At 70.1% G+C, this 18,679-nt stretch carries 16 protein-coding genes and 2 tRNA genes; 14 read left to right on the top strand and 4 right to left on the bottom strand.

Features of this window, described 5'->3' with window-relative positions; all coding sequences use genetic code 11:
• Positions 1-4 precede the first annotated feature (4 nt).
• On the bottom strand, positions 5-1,234 hold the full coding sequence (locus ACIO6U_RS04790; protein WP_401304564.1) for a GNAT family N-acetyltransferase: 1,230 nt from the start codon (positions 1,232-1,234) through the stop codon (positions 5-7).
• Positions 1,235-1,351: 117 nt separating this feature from the next.
• On the opposite strand from ACIO6U_RS04790, the gene ACIO6U_RS04785 reads away from it, so the two are divergent.
• Together ACIO6U_RS04785 and ACIO6U_RS04780 are read left to right on the top strand one after the other, a co-directional pair.
• Positions 1,352-2,497 (top strand): PP2C family protein-serine/threonine phosphatase, encoded by a 1,146-nt coding sequence (locus tag ACIO6U_RS04785; RefSeq protein ID WP_355349518.1) that lies wholly within the window; start codon positions 1,352-1,354, stop codon positions 2,495-2,497.
• Positions 2,498-2,631: 134 nt separating this feature from the next.
• Positions 2,632-2,826 (top strand): hypothetical protein, encoded by a 195-nt coding sequence (locus ACIO6U_RS04780; protein WP_093715861.1) that lies wholly within the window; start codon positions 2,632-2,634, stop codon positions 2,824-2,826.
• Here ACIO6U_RS04780 and ACIO6U_RS04775 read toward each other — a convergent pair.
• A complete protein-coding gene (locus ACIO6U_RS04775) occupies positions 2,791-3,873 on the bottom strand; it encodes an asparaginase (protein WP_401715524.1) in 1,083 nt (360 codons plus the stop codon). The two genes, ACIO6U_RS04780 and ACIO6U_RS04775, sit on opposite strands and share 36 nt — an antisense overlap.
• A 193-nt stretch (positions 3,874-4,066) precedes the next feature.
• Here ACIO6U_RS04775 and ACIO6U_RS04770 point away from each other — a divergent pair, with 193 nt between their 5' ends.
• Positions 4,067-4,519 (top strand): Lrp/AsnC family transcriptional regulator, encoded by a 453-nt coding sequence (locus ACIO6U_RS04770; RefSeq protein WP_355349524.1) that lies wholly within the window; start codon positions 4,067-4,069, stop codon positions 4,517-4,519.
• 137 nt (positions 4,520-4,656) lie between these two features.
• Here ACIO6U_RS04770 and ACIO6U_RS04765 read toward each other — a convergent pair.
• Positions 4,657-4,730 (bottom strand) — tRNA-Gly (locus tag ACIO6U_RS04765).
• A gap of 120 nt (positions 4,731-4,850) precedes the next feature.
• Here ACIO6U_RS04765 and ACIO6U_RS04760 point away from each other — a divergent pair.
• From ACIO6U_RS04760 to clpX, 5 genes are all read left to right on the top strand, one after another.
• Positions 4,851-4,927 (top strand) — tRNA-Pro (locus ACIO6U_RS04760).
• Between the two features lie 208 nt (positions 4,928-5,135).
• Entirely contained in the window at positions 5,136-6,521 is a 1,386-nt protein-coding gene (gene tig / locus ACIO6U_RS04755) for a trigger factor (protein ID WP_401715522.1), read from the top strand.
• A gap of 399 nt (positions 6,522-6,920) precedes the next feature.
• Positions 6,921-7,523, top strand: a complete 603-nt coding sequence (locus tag ACIO6U_RS04750; protein WP_355349570.1) for an ATP-dependent Clp protease proteolytic subunit — start codon at positions 6,921-6,923, stop codon at positions 7,521-7,523.
• A gap of 69 nt (positions 7,524-7,592) precedes the next feature.
• Entirely contained in the window at positions 7,593-8,267 is a 675-nt protein-coding gene (locus ACIO6U_RS04745; protein ID WP_223187111.1) for an ATP-dependent Clp protease proteolytic subunit, read from the top strand.
• A gap of 165 nt (positions 8,268-8,432) precedes the next feature.
• On the top strand, positions 8,433-9,716 hold the full coding sequence (gene clpX / locus ACIO6U_RS04740; protein ID WP_188282316.1) for an ATP-dependent Clp protease ATP-binding subunit ClpX: 1,284 nt from the start codon (positions 8,433-8,435) through the stop codon (positions 9,714-9,716).
• A gap of 139 nt (positions 9,717-9,855) precedes the next feature.
• On the opposite strand, the gene ACIO6U_RS04735 is transcribed toward clpX, so the two are convergent.
• Positions 9,856-10,845 (bottom strand): hypothetical protein, encoded by a 990-nt coding sequence (locus tag ACIO6U_RS04735; protein ID WP_401715520.1) that lies wholly within the window; start codon positions 10,843-10,845, stop codon positions 9,856-9,858.
• Between the two features lie 118 nt (positions 10,846-10,963).
• Here ACIO6U_RS04735 and ACIO6U_RS04730 point away from each other — a divergent pair, with 118 nt between their 5' ends.
• The 6 genes from ACIO6U_RS04730 to mreC all read left to right on the top strand — a co-directional run bounded on the left by ACIO6U_RS04730 (position 10,964) and on the right by mreC (position 18,677).
• Entirely contained in the window at positions 10,964-13,597 is a 2,634-nt protein-coding gene (locus tag ACIO6U_RS04730; RefSeq protein WP_391160356.1) for a valine--tRNA ligase, read from the top strand.
• 114 nt (positions 13,598-13,711) lie between these two features.
• Positions 13,712-15,274: a bifunctional folylpolyglutamate synthase/dihydrofolate synthase gene (locus ACIO6U_RS04725; protein ID WP_401304554.1), complete on the top strand. Its 1,563-nt coding sequence runs from the start codon at positions 13,712-13,714 to the stop codon at positions 15,272-15,274.
• A 13-nt stretch (positions 15,275-15,287) separates the two neighbouring features.
• Entirely contained in the window at positions 15,288-15,659 is a 372-nt protein-coding gene (locus ACIO6U_RS04720; protein WP_401715517.1) for a DUF4233 domain-containing protein, read from the top strand.
• Positions 15,660-15,865: 206 nt separating this feature from the next.
• On the top strand, positions 15,866-16,279 hold the full coding sequence (gene ndk, locus ACIO6U_RS04715) for a nucleoside-diphosphate kinase (protein WP_188282321.1): 414 nt from the start codon (positions 15,866-15,868) through the stop codon (positions 16,277-16,279).
• Between the two features lie 264 nt (positions 16,280-16,543).
• The gene (locus ACIO6U_RS04710; protein ID WP_355349577.1) at positions 16,544-17,566 is read left to right on the top strand and encodes a rod shape-determining protein; all 1,023 of its coding nucleotides are present in this window, start codon (positions 16,544-16,546) and stop codon (positions 17,564-17,566) included.
• Between the two features lie 124 nt (positions 17,567-17,690).
• Positions 17,691-18,677: a rod shape-determining protein MreC gene (mreC, locus tag ACIO6U_RS04705; RefSeq protein ID WP_391160352.1), complete on the top strand. Its 987-nt coding sequence runs from the start codon at positions 17,691-17,693 to the stop codon at positions 18,675-18,677.
• The last annotated feature ends 2 nt before the right edge of the window (positions 18,678-18,679 follow it).

Raw genomic sequence — 18,679 nt, 5'->3', positions numbered from 1 at the left:
GATCTCAGAAGCCGTGCGGCAGCCACGGCTCGACGTCCCCGCGGAACGCCCTGGACGCCTCCGCCAGCGCCCCCGGCCGCAGTTCACGTACCAGCCCCGCCTCCGCCTGCCCGCGCAGCGTCGGCCCGCCCAGGTAGGCCGCGCCCAACTCCTTGACGGACAGCGCCAGGTCGGCCGCGTCCGCGGTCCGCTCGCACGTCGCGCCCTTCGCGTCGCCCGACAGCCGCCAACGCCCGGCGTTCCAGGGGCAGAAGGCGTCCTCCACCTCCAGCACCACATCCACCGGGGCGGTGTACGTCCGCGCCTCCAGCGCCTCGCCGAGATTCACCAGGCGCACGTGCAGGCTGTCGCGGAAGGCCAGTTCACCGCGGCGTACGTCGGACAGGAGATGCAGCAGCGGGTCGTCGACCGGCCGGTTGTAGAACGCCACCCGCGAGGTGAGGTCGATGGAGGACAGATAGCGCCACAGCGCCGCGTAGACCACCGGGTCCAGCGCCTCGACGTCGCTCAGCTTCACGATGTTGTCGGGACCGAAGGAACTCCACGACAGCTTCACCGAGTAGCGCGCGTAACCGCGTACCTCACCGTCCACCTCGGCCACCACGCACAGCCGCTCGCCCGCGCCGTCCCGGCTCGCCGGGGCGTCGAGGAGCGGCACCCGCTCCCAGCCGGGCCGCCTGGCCAGCATGCCGGGCCGGGTCGGCACCACCCGCGCGTAGACGGCCTCGCACGCCTCGCCCGCCGCCTCCAGCGGCACCAGCCGCAGCCGTACGTCGTCCACGCCCGGCAGGGCCCTGACGGCGGTCCTGGTCGTGTCGACGTTGCCGCGGAGCTGCAACGTGCCCGTGCCGTAGCCGAACCGGCCGTAGATCGCCGGTTCCGACGCGGTCAGCACGGCGACCGGTTCGGGTCCCTCGCGCACGTCGTCGAGCTGCCTGCGCATCATCGAGGTCAGCACACCGCGGCGGCGGTGCGTCGGCTGCACGCTCACCATGGTCACGCCCGCGGCGGGCAGCGACGCCCCGCCGGGCACCGTCACACGGAACGAGAAGGCGCCCGCGGTGCCGACGATCTCCCCGCCGTCCCACACCGCCAACGACCTTTCCAGCTCGGTCAGTTCACGCCACAGCCCCCGCTCCTCCGGGGGCTCGGCCGGCCCGCCGAAAGCCCGCTCCAGGCGGCCGTAGAACTCTTCCCAGTCGTCCCGCTCCAGCACCCGCAGTTCCGTCGTCATAGGCCCTGCCTACCAGCCGCGCCGTCCGCGGGCGAACGTATTTCCGCCGTCTACGTGACAGGTCGGGGGGTATCCGCCCTGCACGGCGGGGCGAACGGTCGATAGGGTCGCCAAGACATGGCAAAGGGCGTCGCGGGCGAGGGGCTCGGGCTGCGGTGGAGCAGATGGCTGCACCGGGCCCGGCTCGGTGTGCGCAGGGCCGGGGTCGACTACTTCCGCGGCGGCGCCTCCGACTGGGTCGGCCTCACCGTACTGATCCTCACCGTCCCCGCGCTGGCGTACACCACCGTGAGCCTGCCCGTCTGGTGCCCGCCCAGCTCCCTGGTCCTGCCGATCCTCACCGGCGGCCTGCTGCTGCGCCCCTCCAGCCTGCTGCTCCTCTACGCGGCCTCCGCCGTCGCGCTGGTCGCGGAATCCGCGGCGCTCGGCCCGTACCGCGAGGGCCCGGCCCGCGTCACGCCCGGCACCGTCCTGGTGGTCACCGCGGTGGCGCTCACCGGCCTGGTCATCGCCCAGTTCAGGGCGCGGGTCGGCGTGCCCTGGCGGGGCGGCCACACCATGCTCTTCGACCTCAGGGAGCGGATCAGGGTCCAGAGCAGACTGCCGCGGCTGCCCGCGGGCTGGCACGCCGAGATGGCGCTGCGCCCGGCGGGCGGCCAGTCCTTCTCCGGCGACTTCGTGGTGGCCACCCGCGGTTCGGTCGGCGGCCGGACGCTGGAGGCCGTGCTCACCGACGTCTCCGGCAAGGGCATGGACGCCGCCTCCCGCTCGCTGCTGCTGTCCGGCGCCTTCGGCGGCCTGCTCGGCTCGCTGCCGCCGCACTCCTTCCTCACCGCCGCCAACGGCTATCTGCTCCGGCAGAATTGGGACGAGGGCTTCGCCACTTCCGTGCACCTGGTGCTCGACCTGGAGAGCGGCGACTACGAACTGCTGTCCGCCGGGCACCTCCCAGGGGTGCAACTGCACGCGGGCAGCGGCCGGTGGGAGGAGAAGGCCGCGGAGGGCCCGCTGCTCGGGGTCTACGACGGGGCCGAATTCCACGGCGTGAAGGGGACGTTGCGCTCGGGGGACGTCCTCATGCTGTTCACGGACGGCCTGGTGGAGACGCCGGACAAGGACATCTCCGAGGGCATCGACCGGCTGATCGGCGAGGCGGACCGCTTCGTGGCGACCGGATTCCGGGGCTCCGCCTGGCGGTTGATCGAAGCGGTCGCCAAGGATGTCAACGACGACCGGGCGCTACTCGTGGTGTGCAGGGACTAGCCGACGGGAATGGGACTATGGGCCTTCGGGTCCAACTGTCGTTCCCCGATGGCACCATGGGACCGGGCGGGGCGGGGGCGCGGCTCCATGCTCCCGGACCGGCGAGGCGTACCGTGAAGAGGAAGTGAACCGCTGTGGCCATCTCCCTGTCCGTAGTGCTGTTGCTGGCGATCATCCTGGTGGTCATGATCCGGGGGAAGAGCATCAAGGTGGGTCCGGCGATAGTGGCGGCCCTCTTCGGTTTCTTCCTCGCCTCCACCAACATGGCGCCGTCGGTCAACCGATTCCTGACCTCACTTGCCGACACCATCAACCAGATAAAGCTCTGACGCGGGCAGCGCCTGCGGGGCCGCCTCCAGAATCCGCCGCAACGCGGCGGTGGCGGTGCCCGTGCCGGACCGTCCGTCCTGCTCCGAGGGCAGACGGGACAGGTCCGAGGACGGCGACGTGAGCGAGAGCAGCGTCGCCAGCACCGCGATACGTGTCTGGCCGGGACGCAGAGTGCCCGCCAGCAGCCCGCCCGCCGCCACCAGGTCGACCGCCCCGCCGCCGGTGTAGAGCGGCGCCACCGCGCCCGCCGCGACCCGCGTGCTGACCGCGACCAGGACGCCGTCCGCCGTCGCCTTCCGTACCGCCTCCGCGACCTGCGGATTCGCGTTCCCCGCGCCCGTGCCGACCACGACGACGCCGCGCGCGCCCGCGCCCAGCGCCGCCTCGAAGAGCACGGTGTCGCCGTCGCTGTGGTGCATCAGGACGTCCACCCGCGGCGGTACGGCGCCGGGCGCGGGCAGCGGCAGCGGCTCGGGGCGCGGACGGCGGCGGCCCCACGTCACCCGGCCGAACTCGACGCGGCCCAGCGGCAGTCCGTCCGGCGCGCCGAAGGCGTGCGCGTCCACGGTGTGCTGCTTGACGGTGCCGCGGGCGGCCCAGACCTGGCCCGCGAAGACGATCACCGCGCCGATGTCGCGGCCGGTGGCCGCGGTCAGCAGCGCGTCGTACAGATTGCCCGCCGCGTCGCCGTCCTCCGCGTCCAGCGGCTTCTGCGCGCCGGTGAAGACCACCGGGCGGCGGTCGCCGTGGAAGAGGTCGAGGAAGAAGGCGGACTCCTCCAGGGTGTCGGTGCCGTGGGTGACCACCACGCCGTCCACCGCCGGATCGGCCAGCACCTCGTGCACGGCGTGCAGCAGCCGCAGCTGGTGGTCGGTGGTCAGGCGCGAGCTGTTGACGGTGAACAGGTCCACCACCCGGACCTCGACGCCCTCGGGCACCGCGCCGGCGGCGAGCACTTCCTGCCCTGCCGCCTCCGCCGCGTACCCGTCGCCCTGCCATCGGCTGGCTATGGTGCCCCCGGTGCTGATGACCACGACGTGTCGCACGATGCCTTCGCCTCCGTCTGATTGTGCGCGTCCGGTGCGTTCGCGCGGGGCTCTCCGGACGCCGCCGGATGTCCCCACTCCTCGGGGTGACACTTACCCACTCTGCACCCGGTGCAATGATATGCGCGTAGACCTGACATTTGATTGCTCGTACCGACCGGTATTCGGCCACCGAGTGGTAGGTATTGCCACCATGGACGCCATCGACAGACGAATCTTGCGCGAGCTCCAGGCCGACGGCCGGCTGAGCAACCAGGAACTGGCCCAGCGGGTCGGCCTCACGCCCTCCCCGTGCCTGCGCCGGGTGCGGCAGCTGGAGGACGACGGAGTGATCGAGACCTACCGCGCGGTCGTCGCCCCGGCCGCCGTCGGCCGCGGCTTCGAGGTCTTCGCCTCCGTCGAGGTACGCCGCGACCGCGCCTCCGTCGCCGCCTTCGAGGCCGAGGTCCAGTCCACCCCCGACGTCGTCGAGGCCTATCGCCTCTACGGCGCCCCCGGCTGCCTCCTGCGCATCGCCGTCGCCGACTCCGACGCCTACGAGCGCTTCTGGACCGACCAGCTCATCGACCTGCCGGGCGTCAGCGACGTCAACTCCCAGATGATCATGAAGCGCATCAAGTCCCCCCAGGGCATCCCGGTCGACTAGAAGGCCGCGGCCCGGGCCGACCCGGGCCGACCCCGGCTGACCCGAGGCGACCCCGGCCGACCCGGCGCCGGTCGCGGCCCGGGGAAACAGAAAGCCCCCGGACACCGGTCGGGTGATACCGACCGGGCCGGAGGCCGTGGAGCGGGCGACGGGAATCGAACCCGCGTAGCTAGTTTGGAAGACTAGGGCTCTACCATTGAGCTACGCCCGCGGGAGTGTGATGCGCCAGTGATTGTGGCACATCGGATAGTAGCCGGTCGAACCGGTGAACCGGCGGGGGAATACCGGCTGCCCACGCGTACGGGGGCATGTACTCTACGTGTCGCACCAGCGGGGTGTGGCGCAGCTTGGTAGCGCGTCCGCTTTGGGAGCGGAAGGCCGTCGGTTCGAATCCGGCCACCCCGACCAGCGGTTCCGCGATCCCGAGGGGATTCTGGGGGCCGGGGCACGAAGGCCCGGACCGTGCGCATTGTGGTACCGGTAGGATGGGCCGCTGGCGACCGAGCGCGCGGCATGCCGTGTACTGCTTGCCGGACGAGATCACCGGACGATCCGGCGAGATCACCGGATGATCCGGCCGCCCCCATCAACGTAAAGCCCCCAAGGAGACCCAACCGTGAAGAGCGCCGTCGAGACTCTGAACCCGACTCGGGTTCGACTCACTGTCGAGGTGCCCTTCGAGGAGCTCAAGCCCAGCCTCGACGCGGCGTACAAGAAGATCAACCAGCAGGTCACGGTGCCGGGCTTCCGCAAGGGCAAGATCCCTGCGCGCGTCATCGACCAGCGGTTCGGCCGTGGCGCGGTCCTCGAAGAGGCCATCAACGACGCGCTGCCGAAGTTCTACACGGAGGCGGTCAACGAGGGTGAGCTGAACGTACTCGGCCAGCCCGACGTCGACATCACCGAGTTCAACGACGGTGACGAGCTGAAGTTCACCGCCGAGGTGGACATCCGCCCCGCGATCGAGATCCCGGACTACTCCGGCATCGAGGTCGTCGTGGACGCCGTCGAGGTCACCGACGAGGACGTCGACACCTCGCTGGAGCAGCTCCGTGACCGCTTCGCCTCGACCACCACGGTCGAGCGCGCGGCGGCCGAGGGCGACGTCGTGATCGTCGACCTCGAAGCCTCCGTCGACGGCGAGGTGCTGGAGGACGGCGTCGCCAAGGGCGTCAGCTACACCATCGGCTCCGGCCAGCTCCTCGACGGCATCGACGAGGCCGTCATCGGCCTGGAGGCCGGCGGCTCCGCCACCTTCACCTCCGAGCTGAAGGGCGGCTCCGCCGCCGGCAGCGCCGCCGAGGTCAAGGTCGACGTCTCCGACGTACAGGCCCGCGAACTGCCCGCCCTGGACGACGACTTCGCCCAGCTCGCGAGCGAGTTCGACACCCTTGAGGAGCTGCGCGCGGACAGCCGCAAGCGCCTGGAGCGGATGAAGCAGTACGACCAGGCGACCGCCGCCCAGGAGAAGGTCCTCGACGCGCTCATCGAGCTGTCCGAGGTGCCGATCCCGGAGAAGCTGCTCAAGGACGAGATCGAGACCAGGACCCACAACCTGGAGCACCACCAGTTCCCGCAGATGGGTCTGGACTGGGACACGTACCTGGAGCGCGAGGGCAAGACGCGCGAGGAGTACGACGCGGAGCTCGAGGCCCAGGCGGTCAAGGGCATCAAGACGCAGTTCCTGCTGGACGAGCTGGTCAACAAGGAGAAGCTCTCCGTCAACCAGGAGGAGCTGACCGAGCACCTCATGCGCCGTGCGGCGACCTCCGGGATGTCTCCCGACCAGTTCGCCCAGGCCGTCGTCGAAGGCGGCCAGGTGCCGATGCTCGTCGGCGAGGTCGCCCGCGGCAAGGCGCTCGCGGTCGTCGTGGAGTCCGTCAAGGTCACGGACACCAACGGTGAGGTCGTGGACCTCGAGGACGAAGAGGACGAGGACGGCGAGACGGTTGAGGCCGCCGAGGCCGCCGACGAGAAGCCGGAGCCTGTCGAGCAGGTCTGAGCCCCGTCAGGGGCGCGGGGAACCGCGCGATCAGCCACGACGACGGCTGCACGTCACCACCGGCCCCGGAGGGGGCAGTCACGGTTGTTCTCGGACCACCGGCCGGTGGGGACGTGCCGCGCGGTTCCCCGCGCCCCTCGAAGCACCCGCCTCCGCGAGGTGAACGCGCAGGCACGTCCGGGCCGGGCCACCAACCCCCTGTGCCGGCGCGGCGTCTTGGTCTCCGCTGGCAGCGAACAGTTCCGCGTAGGGGATTGCTGGGCCCCACCTGCGCGTTAGGGTCCGTAAGTAGGAGGGCGGGGGCTCGGCACCAGAAGGGGTCGGCCCCGGCCCGGACGAAGACCCTGTGACGGCTTCACGGCCGTCCGACAACGAGCAGGTGGATACGTGACGACTCCGATGCCTTCCGCCGCCGGCGAGCCGACTCTCGGTGGCCTCGGCGACCAGGTCTACAACCGACTGCTCGGCGAGCGAATCATCTTCCTCGGCCAGGCGGTCGACGATGACATCGCCAACAAGATCACCGCCCAGCTCCTTCTCCTGGCAGCCGAGCCGGACAAGGACATCTTCCTCTACATCAACAGCCCCGGCGGCTCCGTGACCGCCGGTATGGCGATCTACGACACGATGCAGTTCATCAAGAACGACGTCGTGACGATCGCCATGGGCATGGCCGCCTCGATGGGCCAGTTCCTGCTGACCGCGGGCACCCCCGGCAAGCGCTTCGCCCTGCCGAACACCCGCATCCTGATGCACCAGCCCTCCGCGGGTCTCGGCGGCTCCGCCACCGACATCAAGATCCAGGCCGAGCAGTTGCTGCACACCAAGCGCCGCATGGCCGAGCTGATCGCCCAGCACTCCGGGCAGAGCTTCGACCAGATCACCAAGGACTCCGACCGCGACCGCTGGTTCTCCGCCGAGGAGGCCAAGGAGTACGGCCTGCTGGACGGCGTCATGCTGTCCGCCACGGAGGTCCCGGGCGGTGGCGGCACCGGCGCCTGATCCGTTCAGGAACCCCAGCCGACAGCACCCAGCTTCCGCATCATCACCAGGACGGTGGACGTGAACAGCATGAACTTCCCCGGCAGCGGCCTGTACGAGCGCACCGAGGCCGAGCGGCCCGGTGTGTTCGGTGCCGAGGCCCGCTACATCATTCCGCGCTTCGTCGAGCGCACCTCGCAGGGCGTGCGCGAGTACGACCCGTACGCGAAGCTCTTCGAGGAGCGCGTGATCTTCCTCGGCGTGCAGATCGACGACGCGTCGGCCAACGACGTCATGGCGCAGCTCCTGTGCCTGGAGTCCATGGACCCCGACCGGGACATCTCGGTCTACATCAACAGCCCCGGCGGCTCCTTCACCGCGCTGACGGCGATCTACGACACGATGCAGTTCGTGAAGCCGGACATCCAGACGGTCTGCATGGGCCAGGCGGCGTCCGCCGCCGCGGTCCTGCTGGCCGCCGGCAGCCCCGGCAAGCGGATGGCGCTGCCGAACGCGCGGGTGCTGATCCACCAGCCGTACAGCGAGACCGGCCGCGGGCAGGTCTCCGACCTGGAGATCGCCGCCAACGAGATCATCCGGATGCGGCAGCAGCTCGAAGAGATGCTGGCCAAGCACTCCACGACGCCGATCGAGCAGATCCGCGACGACATCGAGCGGGACAAGATCCTTACCGCCGAGGAGTCGCTGGCCTACGGGCTGGTCGACCAGATCGTCTCGACCCGCAAGACCTCTGTGACGGTCTGAACACAGTCGGACAACGGACCGGTCGCGCGGGTGGCCCTCCTTGGACTCCACTGAGTGAGTACGTCCAAGGGGGGCCCACACGGGGGTCGCGGCAAGGTACCGTCGATGAGAGAAGCACCAGGCTCCGTTGATCTCGGCGGATCCCAGGCGAAGGGGAAACACCTCGTGGCACGCATCGGTGACGGCGGCGACCTGCTGAAGTGCTCATTCTGCGGAAAGAGCCAGAAGCAGGTGAAGAAGCTCATCGCAGGCCCTGGTGTGTACATCTGCGACGAGTGCATCGATCTCTGCAACGAGATCATCGAGGAGGAGCTGGCCGAGTCCTCCGAGGTGCGCTGGGAGGACCTGCCCAAGCCGCGGGAGATCTACGAGTTCCTCGAGGGCTACGTGGTCGGGCAGACGCCCGCGAAGAAGGCCCTGTCGGTCGCGGTGTACAACCACTACAAGCGGGTCCAGGCGGGTGAGAACGCCGGCCGCGGGCACGACGACGCGATCGAGCTGGCGAAGTCCAACATCCTGCTGCTCGGCCCGACGGGCTCCGGCAAGACGCTGCTGGCCCAGACGCTGGCCCGCATGCTCAACGTGCCGTTCGCCATCGCGGACGCGACCGCCCTCACCGAGGCCGGTTACGTGGGCGAGGACGTCGAGAACATCCTGCTGAAGCTGATCCAGGCGGCGGACTACGACGTCAAGAAGGCCGAGACCGGGATCATCTACATCGACGAGATCGACAAGGTCGCCCGCAAGAGCGAGAATCCGTCGATCACCCGCGATGTGTCCGGCGAGGGCGTGCAGCAGGCGCTGCTGAAGATCCTGGAGGGCACGACGGCCTCGGTGCCGCCGCAGGGCGGGCGCAAGCACCCGCACCAGGAGTTCATCCAGATCGACACCACGAACGTGCTGTTCATCGTGGGCGGTGCCTTCTCCGGTCTGGAGAAGATCATCGAGTCCCGCGCGGGCGCCAAGGGCATCGGCTTCGGTGCGACCATCCGCTCCAAGCGCGAGCTGGACATGGCCGACCAGTTCTCCGAGATCATGCCCGAGGACCTGGTCAAGTTCGGCATGATCCCCGAGTTCATCGGACGGCTGCCCGTCATCACCAGCGTGCACAACCTCGACCGCGAGGCGCTCCTCCAGATTCTGGTCGAGCCGCGCAACGCGCTGGTGAAGCAGTACCAAAAACTCTTCGAACTCGACGGTGTGGAGCTGGAGTTCGAGCACGGCGCGCTGGAGTCCATCGCGGACCAGGCGATCCTGCGGCAGACCGGCGCCCGCGGTCTGCGGGCCATCATGGAGGAAGTCCTCCAGTCGGTGATGTACGAGGTGCCGTCCCGCAAGGACGTGGCCCGGGTCGTCATCACGGCCGATGTGGTGCACTCCAACGTCAACCCGACGCTGGTGCCGCGTGAGCCGCGCATCGTCGGCAAGGGCGAGCAGAAGAGCGCGTAGCGCCACAGATACGAGCACACGCGAAGGGGGCGCCCGGTGGATCCGGGCGCCCCCTTCCGTCTGCGCGGAACGTCTGCGCGGAACGTCTGCGCGGAACGTCTGCGCGGAACGCTCACGCCGAACGCGTCGGCGTACGGCGTCAGTTGAGCGGGACGCGCACGTCCTTGCGGACCTTCGCGGTGAGCGCCGCCGCCTCGTCGATCGGCATGCCGCTGCCGACGCCGGTGGTGGCCGTCGCCAGGTCGACCGGCAGGGTGTAGCCGACGGTGCTGTAGTCGGCCCACAGGCAGATCGGTGTGGTGAACGACTTGCTGCCCTCGGTGTACTTGGTGTTCTGGCACGACATGACGGCGTCGTCCATGCCCGCGGGCTGCACCTTCTGCGGGCTGCCGACCAGTTCGGTCTTGCCGCCGCCGGATTCCTTGTCGTCGGCGGCCTGCTTCTTCAGGTCGGCGAACATGCCGTCGACCACCTTCTGCGGGTCCGCGACCTTGCCGTAGACACCGCTGAACTCCAGCAGCTTGCCGGTGAGTTGGGACCCGCTGGTGTAGCCCGAGCTGACCTGCTGGGGGTCGGTGACGCCGAGCGTCTTGAGCAGCGTGACGTCCTTGGCGTCGAAGCCGTCGCCGGTGTCCGCGTCCTTCGACTTCTTGTACGTCTCCGCGACGGTCTCGGGCGTGATGAGCTTGTACTGCTTGCCGTCGTTCTTGACGGTGCTCTTGCCGCCGCCCTTGCCGCCGTTGGCGCTGTTGTCGCCGTCACTGCCCTTGGTGAGGAAGAAGACCCCGGCGCCGATCGCGACCAGCGCCACCACGGCGCCGATGATGATCCCGGTGCGCTTCCCGCCGCCACCGCCCTGCGGCGGCACGGGCGGCTGGCCGCCGTAGCCGTACCCCGGCTGCTGCTGCGGCTGCCCGTACGGCGCCTGCTGCGGCGGGCCCTGCTGGGGGTAGCCGTAACCGGGCTGCCCCTGGGGCTGGCCGTACGGCTGCTGCGGCGGCTGGCCGTAACCACCTTGCTGCGGCTGCCCGTATCCGCCCTGCTGCGGCTGCTGCGGCTGCGGCTGCCCGTATCCGCCCTGCTGGGGCTGGTGCCCGTACGGGTTCGGCGGCGGCTGGTTGTCACTCATGTCAGGTGGTCCCCTCGTTTACGACCGTCGGACCATCCTCGCCGATCCTTTATCGGGTTCTTACAGCGGGGGCGATACGGATTCGTAACGGGATGGTCCGCCACCGTAGAATCGTGCCGTGACCGACAACTCTCAGCAGAGCCCCGACCGCGGGCCGCACAGCACCCCCGAACTGCCGACGACCTACACGCCGGCCGAGGTAGAGGGGGCGCTGTACGAGCGCTGGGTAGAACGCGGCTACTTCGAGGCGGACGCGAAGAGCGACAAGCCCGCGTACACCATCGTCATCCCGCCGCCGAACGTCACGGGCACGCTCCACCTGGGTCACGCCTTCCAGCACACGCTGATGGACGCCCTCACCCGCCGCAAGCGGATGCAGGGTTACGAGTCGCTGTGGCTGCCCGGAATGGACCACGCGGGCATCGCCACCCAGAACAAGGTCGAGCAGCAGCTCGCCGACGAGGGCAAGTCCCGGCACGACATCGGCCGCGAGGCGTTCGTCGACCGCGTCTGGCAGTGGAAAGAGGAGTACGGCGGCCGGATCCTCGGCCAGATGCGCCGCCTCGGCGACGGCGTGGACTGGTCCCGCGAGCGCTTCACCATGGACGAGGGCCTGTCCAAGGCCGTCCAGACCATCTTCAAGAAGCTGTACGACGACGAGCTGATCTACCGCGCCGAGCGGATCATCAACTGGTGTCCGCGCTGTATGACGGCGATCTCGGACATCGAGGTCGACTACCAGGACGACGACGGCGAGTTGGTCTCGCTGAAGTACGGCGAGGGCGACGAGACGGTCGTCGTGGCGACCACCCGCGTCGAGACGATGCTCGGCGACACCGCCGTCGCCGTCCACCCGGACGACGAGCGGTACCGGCACCTGGTCGGCAAGCGGATCAAGCTGCCGCTCACCGACCGGACGATCCCGGTCGTCGCGGACACGCACGTCGACCCGGAGTTCGGCACCGGCGCCGTCAAGGTGACGCCCGCGCACGACCCGAACGACTTCGCGATCGGCCAGCGGCACGGCCTGGAGTCGCTGACCGTCATGGACGAGCGCGCGGTCATCACCGCGCCCGGCCCCTTCCAGGGCCTGGACCGCTTCGAGGCGCGGTCCGCGATCGTCGAGGCGCTGCGCGAACAGGGCCGGATCGTCGCGGAGAAGCGTCCTTACGTCCACTCCGTCGGCCACTGCTCGCGCTGCAAGACCACCATCGAGCCGCGGCTGTCCCTCCAGTGGTGGGTCAGGGTCGAGCCGCTGGCGAAGGCGTCCGGCGACGCGGTCCGCGACGGCCGGGTCAGGATCCACCCGCCGGAGCTGAACAAGCGGTACTTCGACTGGGTCGACAACATGCACGACTGGTGCATCTCGCGCCAGTTGTGGTGGGGCCACCGCATCCCCGTCTGGTACGGGCCGAACGGCCAGCAGATCTGCGTCGGACCGGACGACGAGGTGCCGTCCGGCGAGGGCTGGACGCAGGACTCCGACGTCCTGGACACCTGGTTCTCGTCCGCCCTGTGGCCGTTCTCCACGCTGGGCTGGCCCGAACAGACGCCGGATCTGGAGAAGTTCTATCCGACCGACGTCCTGCTCACCGGGCACGACATCATCTTCTTCTGGGTCGCCCGGATGATGATGTTCGGCCTGTACGCGATGGACGGCACCCCGCCGTTCCACACCATCGCGCTGACCGGCCTGGTCCGCGACGAGTTCGGCAAGAAGATGTCCAAGTCCAACCCCAACTCGGTGGACCCGCTGGACTGGATGGACAAGTACGGCTCGGACGCCGTCCGCTTCACCCTGGCCCGCGGCGCCAACCCCGGCGCGGACGTGCCGATCGGGGAGGACTGGGTCCAGGCGTCCCGCAACTTCGCCAACAAGATCTGGAACGCCACGCGCTTCGCGCTGATGAACGGCGCCACGGTCCAGGGCCCGCTGCCCGCGCCCGAGGAGCTGTCGGCCACCGACCGGTGGATCCTGTCCCGGCTGAACACGGTCGTCGCCGAGGTCAACGGCCTGTACGACGACTACCAGTTCGCGAAGCTCAGCGACAGCCTCTACCACTTCGCGTGGGACGAGGTCTTCGACTGGTACGTGGAGCTGTCCAAGACCGTCTTCTTCGCGGGCGGCGACGGCGCCCGGGTCTCCGGGCGGGTCCTGGGCGAGGTCCTGGACGTGATGCTGCGGCTGCTGCACCCGATCGTCCCCTTCGTCACCGAGACGCTGTGGACGACGCTGACCGGCGGCGAGTCGCTGGTCGTCGCGGACTGGCCGAGCGACAGCGGCTTCCGGGACGCGGCGGCCGAGGCGGAGATCGCCGAGGTCCAGCGGGTGGTCACCGAGGTCCGCCGCTTCCGCTCCGACCAGGGGCTCCAGCCCGGCCAGAAGGTCCCGGCGCTGCTGACCCTGGACGGGACGCTGCTCGCGCCGCACGAGGACGCCATCCGCCAGGTGCTCCGGCTCCAGCCCGCGGGCGAGGACTTCCACGCCACCGCGACGCTGCCGGTCGCGGGCGCCACGGTCGCGCTCGACCTGTCCGGCACGATCGACGTTCCGGCCGAGCGCAAGCGGCTCACCAAGGATCTCGGCCTGGCCGAGAAGGAGAAGGCCGACGCCGAGAAGAAGCTGGGCAACGAGGCGTTCCTCGGCAAGGCGCCCGAGCCGGTGGTGGCCAAGATCCGTACGCGGCTGGCGACCGCCGAGGCCGACATCGCCCGGATCACCGCGCAGATCGCGGCCCTCCCTTCGGCCTGACCGCACCGAGGGCCGCCCGCCCCGAAGGGCCACCGTGTGCCACGGGCCCGGACCGCGCACCCGCGGTCCGGGCCCGTGGCCGTTTCCGCTCGCGGGCTCCGTAGACTGGGCGCTGTGAGCGAGCACCCGCACAACGGCGACGGCCCCGAAGACGACGCGTACGAAATCCAGGACACGGCCTACGACGTGGACGACGACGTCGAGGACGCGGACGGGGCGGCCGACGGTACCCTCCGCGAGGCCGACCTGGCCGTCATCGAGGCGGGCAGCCGGACGCTGCGGGCCGGTGTGAGCCCGGTCGCGGCCGAGGACGACGTACCGGCGCGGCCCGCGGACCCCGCCGTCGACCGGGAGCTGCGCACGGTCGAGGAGGAGCTGCTCGGCCGCTGGCCCGAGACGAAGCTGGAGCCCTCGCTCGACCGGATCACGGCGCTGATGGACGTCCTCGGCGACCCGCAGCGCGCCTACCCGGCGATCCACATCACCGGCACCAACGGCAAGACCAGCACCGCCCGGATGATCGAGCGGCTGCTGCTCTCCTTCGACCTGCGCACCGGCCGCTACACCAGCCCGCACGTGCAGTCCGTCACCGAGCGGATCAGCCTGGACGGCGCGCCGATCTCCGCCGAGCGGTTCATCGAGACCTACCGCGACATCCAGCCCTTCGTCGGCATGGTGGACGACGCGCAGCCGCACCGGCTGTCGTTCTTCGAGGTGCTCACCGGGATGGCGTACGCGGCCTTCGCGGACGCGCCGGTCGACGTCGCGGTGGTCGAGGTCGGCATGGGCGGCGGCTGGGACGCCACCAACGTGGTGGACGGCCAGGTCGCCGTGGTCACCCCGATCGCGCTCGACCACACCGACCGGCTGGGCTCCACGCCCGGCGAGATCGCGGTGGAGAAGAGCGGCATCATCAAGAAGAACGCCACCGCCGTCCTGGCCCAGCAGCCCGCCGACGCGGCGCAGACGCTGCTCAAGCGGGCCGTGGAGGCGGACGCGACGGTCGCCCGCGAGGGCATGGAGTTCGGCGTCGTGCACCGCGAGGTCGCCGTCGGCGGGCAACTGCTGACGCTGCGCGGCCTGGGCGGCGAGTACGAACAGGTCTTCCTGCCGCTGCACGGCGAGCACCAGGCGCACAACGCGGCGGTCGCGCTGGCCGCCGTCGAGGCGTTCTTCGGCATCGGCAGCACCCAGTCGCGCACCCTCGACATGGACACCGTGCGGGCCGCGTTCGCCTCGGTCACCTCGCCCGGCCGCCTGGAGGTGGTGCGCCGCAGCCCCACCGTGGTCCTGGACGCGGCGCACAATCCGGCGGGCGCCGCCGCCGCGGCGGCGGCGGTCGGTGAGGCGTTCGGCTTCACCCACCTGGTCGGTGTGGTCGGGCCGAGCGGCGACAAGGACGTACGCGGGCTGCTGGAGGCGTTCGAGCCGGTCTTCTCCGAGGTCGTCGTCACCCGTAACTCGACGCACCGCGCGATGGACGTGGACGAATTGGCGGCGCTGGCCGTCGAGGTGTTCGGGGACGACCGGGTGCAGGTCGAGCCGAGGCTGGACGACGCGCTGGAGGCGGCGATCACGCTCGCCGAGGACGAGGGCGAGTTCTCCGGGGCCGGAGTGCTGGTCACCGGTTCCGTCATCACCGTGGGAGAGGCCCGGCTGCTGCTGGGCCGCAAGTGAAGGGGGCGGGACGATGCGGACGCTGTGCGCGAGCACGCTGATCGGCGAGTTCTTCGTCATCGGCTTCGCCGGTCTGGTCGCGATGAAACATCCCGACCTGTCGATGGGCACCGTCTGGACGGTGTGCGGGATCGCCATGGCGCTGTGCGTGCTGCTGTGCGGGATGCTCACCCGGCCGGGCGCGCTGACCGTCGGCTGGGTGCTCCAGGCCGCGCTGGTGGTCAGCGGGTACTGGGTCGGCACGATGTTCTTCCTCGGCGTGATCTTCGCCGGTCTGTGGTGGGCGGCGATCCACTACGGGCGCAAGGTGGACGTCCTGAAGGCCCGGCACGCGGCGCAGGCCGAGGCGCGGGCACAAGACCGTGCGCGGACCCAGGAAGCGTGACCCCAGCCGCACCGTCCGTCCCGTCCGTCCCGGCCCGGTGTCCGCCGGGCACCGCCCGCCCTTGTAGGCTCGTCGTACTTCGCACCCCGCCGGCCGGAGCCCATACGGCCGCGCCCCCCGCGGCCGCACCCCGCCGGCCGCACGCCGCACCCGTACAGAGAACCCGTACACCGAACCCGTAGACCGCACACAGCAGGAGCCGTCCCGTGTCGCAGCGCACCCTTGTCCTTCTCAAGCCGGACACCGTCCGCCGCGGCCTGATCGGCGAGGTCGTCGGCCGCATCGAACGCAAGGCGGGCTGGACCGTCGCCGCGCTCGAACTGCGCACCCTGGACCGCGGCACGCTGGAGCAGCACTACGCCGAGCACGTCGGCCGCCCGTTCTACGAGCCGCTGATGGACTTCATGGCGTCGGGCCCCGCGGTCGCGATGGTCGTCGAGGGCGAGCGGGTCATCGAGGGCGTCCGCGCGCTGGCCGGTCCGACCGACCCGATCGCCGCCGCGCCGGGCTCCATTCGGGGGGACTTCGGGACGATTGTCCGGGAGAATCTGATCCACGCCTCGGACTCCGAGGAGTCCGCCGAGCGCGAGATCAAGATCTTCTTCCCCGGTCTGGCCTAATCCCGGGACCTGGCTGTTCGGGTACGGAGTACCGTTGCTGACGCCCCGTCGGACCAGGCGCCCGGGGGAATCCCGCCGCCCCGGGCATATGCCGTCGGCGATCGGGAACCAAACACCCCGACACGGCGTCACCATTACAGAGGTCCGCTGTGTGTTCTGATGACAATGACGTCGGAACCCCGACCCCGTGCCCCGCCGGGCGCGACTACGATGGAATCTCCGCTCAAGCTCGGGAAGGCCAGACGTATCCACATGGCGAACAACATGTCGTTCATCGGCCGTGACATGGCAGTCGACCTCGGGACGGCCAACACGCTGGTGTACGTCAGGGGCCGCGGGATCGTCCTGAACGAGCCGTCGGTCGTGGCCGTCAACACCAACACCGGCGGCATCCTCGCGGTCGGTTCCGAGGCCAAGAAGATGATCGGCCGCACCCCCGGCAACATCGTCGCGGTGCGCCCCCTGAAGGACGGCGTCATCGCCGACTTCGAGATCACCGAGCGCATGCTGCGCTACTTCATCCTCAAGATCCACAAGCGGCGGTACCTGGCCCGCCCGCGGGTGGTCGTCTGCGTGCCCTCCGGCATCACCGGAGTCGAGCGACGCGCCGTCATCGAGGCGACCACGCAGGCCGGCGCCCGTACCGTGCACATCATCGAGGAGCCGATGGCGGCGGCGATCGGCGCCGGGCTCCCGGTGCACGAGGCCACCGGCAACATGGTGGTGGACATCGGCGGCGGCACCACCGAGGTCGCGGTGATCAGCCTCGGCGGCATCGTCACCGCCCAGTCCATCCGCGTCGCGGGCGACGAGCTGGACAACGCGATCATCCAGCACATCAAGAAGGAGTACAGCCTCCTGCTCGGTGAGCGGACCGCGGAGCAGATCAAGCTCACCATCGGCTCCGCCTTCGCCTCCAAGGACGACGACGAGCACACCGAGATCCGCGGCCGTGACCTGGTCAGCGGCCTGCCCAAGACCGTGGTGATCTCCGCGGCCGAGGTGCGCAAGGCCATCGAGGAGCCGGTCAACGCGATCGTCGACGCGGTGAAGACCACCCTGGACAAGTGCCCGCCCGAGCTGTCCGGCGACATCATGGACCGCGGGATCGTGCTGGCCGGCGGCGGCGCGCTGCTGCGCGGCCTGGACGAGCGGCTGCGGCACGAGACGGGAATGCCCATTCACATCGCCGAGTCGCCGCTGGACTGCGTGGCGCTGGGCGCGGGCAAGTGCGTCGAGGAATTCGAGGCACTCCAGCAGGTGCTCGACTCCTCGCCACGCAGATGAGGCACGGGCAGCACACGGGCTCACCGGTCGCCCGCAGCGACGGCGGGAACCCGCCCCACAAGCTCTGACCGGCCGCGGTGCACAGCGGCGGCAGGTCCGATGAGGAAGGCACGGACTGGCGCCCGTGAGGGACACACGAGAGAGCCGGCTTCTGCTGGTGCTGCTGGTGGTGATCGCGTTCGCGCTGATCACCGTGGACATCAGGGGCGGTGAGGACTCACCGCTCGACCGGCCACGGCAGGCGGCGCAGTCCGTCTTCGGCCCCGTCGAGAACTCCGTGTCAGGCGTTGTCGACCCGGTGGGCAACGCCATAGACGCGGTCCGCGACTCCGGCGGACGCAACAGCACCATCAGCCGCCTGCAACGCGAGAACGAGGCGCTCAAGCAGCAGCTCGGCAGCAAGGACGTCACCCGTAACCGGGCGGCGGAGCTGGACAAGCTGCTGAAGACCGCGGGCGCCGGGCAGTACGCCATCAAGGGCGCGCAGGTCATCGCGATAGGAGCCGCGCAGGGATTCTCCTGGACGGTCACCATCGACGCGGGCAGCAAGGACGGCGTCACCCGCGACATGACGGTCATCGACGGTGACGGCCTGGTCGGCCGGGTCACCACCGTCGGCCCCTCCACCTCCACGGTGCTGCTCGCCAACGACCCGGACTTCACCGTGGGCACCCGCATGGAGGGCTCCATGGAGCTGGGCTTCGCCACCGGCCAGGGCAACCAGCCGATGCGCGTGCAGCTCCTCAACGGCAAGGCCACGGTGCACAACGGCGACCGGCTGGTCACCTTCGGCTCCGAGGCGGGCAAGCCGTTCGTGCCGGGCGTGCCGGTCGGCAAGGTCGTCGGCGTCGACCCCTCGGGCGGCAACCTCACCAAGACCGTCCAGGTGCAGCCGTTCGTCGGCTTCACCCGGCTGGACATCGTCGGTGTCGTCGTCCAGGGCCCGCGTGCCGACCCGCGCGACAGCGTGCTGCCGCCGAAGCCGACCCCGTCGCCCAAGCCGAAGCCCACATCCACGCCCAAGCCCGGCTCGACCCCGACCGGCGGCGCCACCCCCGGCACCACGGCCGGCACCACGGAAAATACGACAAGCAACGGCAAGAGGGGCTGAGA

This window comes from Streptomyces sp. NPDC087422 (assembly GCF_044744145.1).
Classification (GTDB): domain Bacteria; phylum Actinomycetota; class Actinomycetes; order Streptomycetales; family Streptomycetaceae; genus Actinacidiphila.
The sequence above is the reverse complement of the archived record's forward strand: the minus strand, read 5'-3'. Positions and strand labels throughout refer to the sequence as shown.

Coding starts and splice junctions, on each gene's coding strand:
- ACIO6U_RS04750 (WP_355349570.1), top strand. CDS start 6,921: ATGCCTTCCGCCGCCGGCGAGCCGACTCTCGGTGGCCTCGGCGACCAG.
- ACIO6U_RS04710 (WP_355349577.1), top strand. CDS start 16,544: ATGTCGTTCATCGGCCGTGACATGGCAGTCGACCTCGGGACGGCCAAC.
- ACIO6U_RS04720 (WP_401715517.1), top strand. CDS start 15,288: ATGCGGACGCTGTGCGCGAGCACGCTGATCGGCGAGTTCTTCGTCATC.
- ACIO6U_RS04790 (WP_401304564.1), bottom strand. CDS start 1,234: ATGACGACGGAACTGCGGGTGCTGGAGCGGGACGACTGGGAAGAGTTC.
- ACIO6U_RS04785 (WP_355349518.1), top strand. CDS start 1,352: ATGGCAAAGGGCGTCGCGGGCGAGGGGCTCGGGCTGCGGTGGAGCAGA.
- ACIO6U_RS04770 (WP_355349524.1), top strand. CDS start 4,067: ATGGACGCCATCGACAGACGAATCTTGCGCGAGCTCCAGGCCGACGGC.
- ACIO6U_RS04735 (WP_401715520.1), bottom strand. CDS start 10,845: ATGAGTGACAACCAGCCGCCGCCGAACCCGTACGGGCACCAGCCCCAG.
- ACIO6U_RS04745 (WP_223187111.1), top strand. CDS start 7,593: ATGAACTTCCCCGGCAGCGGCCTGTACGAGCGCACCGAGGCCGAGCGG.